The following is an 820-nucleotide window of genomic DNA, read 5'->3' on the forward strand; positions in this document are numbered from 1 at the left end:
CCTGATCGGCGCCGTCAACGCGTCGTTCGTCTCGGGTGCGGCGGCCGGTCCGGGTGCGGCCGGGGCACGCGACGACGGCCCGCTCGACCTCGTGCGCACCATGCTCGACACGGTGCTGGAGCACGCGATCACCGCGCCCGTCACGCAGACCCCGTTCAGCCTGCGCGGGAGCTGGCTGGAACGGCTCGGCCCGCACGCCGCCGAGCCCGCGCTGCTGGTGCCCTACCGGTACGGCGCCGAGGGCTGGTTCGACTTCGGCCCCCTGCAGCTCGACCTGCCGACCTGGCTGTGGTGGTGGACACGCGACCCCCGCGACCGCGAGCGCCTGGACCGTGTGCTCGACGGCACGCCCGGCGCCCGCGAGGTGCGCCCGTTCCGGGACAAGGTGGAGGCAGGGCACGAGGGCCCGTGGCTCACGTTCCTCGACGGCGCGCTCCCGGACTACCCGGAGCGGGCGCTGTCGATGGCGCTCGGGCAGCTCGCCCGCCGGGTCGCGGTGATGGAGGCAGAGCCCGTGGACCCGGACACCGTGCACCTGCACTTCTGGCAGCGGGCCAACCCCGTGGTCACGGAGGTGCTGGGGCAGCTCGTCACGGGCACGCCGCAGACGCTCTACAACGGGGGCCTGCCGTTCGCCGCCGTGAGCTACTCCGACGCCGACCGGTCACGCCCGGGCCTGCCGCCCGACGTCTCGGCCCTGGTCACGCGCCTGGACGGTGGCCCGGCGCAGGGCCGCGTGGAGCTGACGCTGGTCAACCTGTCCCCCACCCGCGCCCGGCGGGTGCGGGTGCGGCCGGGCCGGTTCGGGGAACAGCGCCTG

At 75.7% G+C, this 820-nt stretch carries 1 protein-coding gene; it reads left to right on the plus strand.

What is annotated here, in order from left to right; all coding sequences use genetic code 11:
• On the plus strand, positions 1 to 820 hold an 820-nt coding region (locus tag PROKR_RS34735), incomplete at both ends, for a DUF8034 domain-containing protein (RefSeq protein WP_036963625.1).

Origin of the sequence: Promicromonospora kroppenstedtii DSM 19349 (assembly GCF_000515355.1) — a bacterium.
GTDB classification, from domain to species: Bacteria; Actinomycetota; Actinomycetes; order Actinomycetales; family Cellulomonadaceae; genus Promicromonospora; species Promicromonospora kroppenstedtii.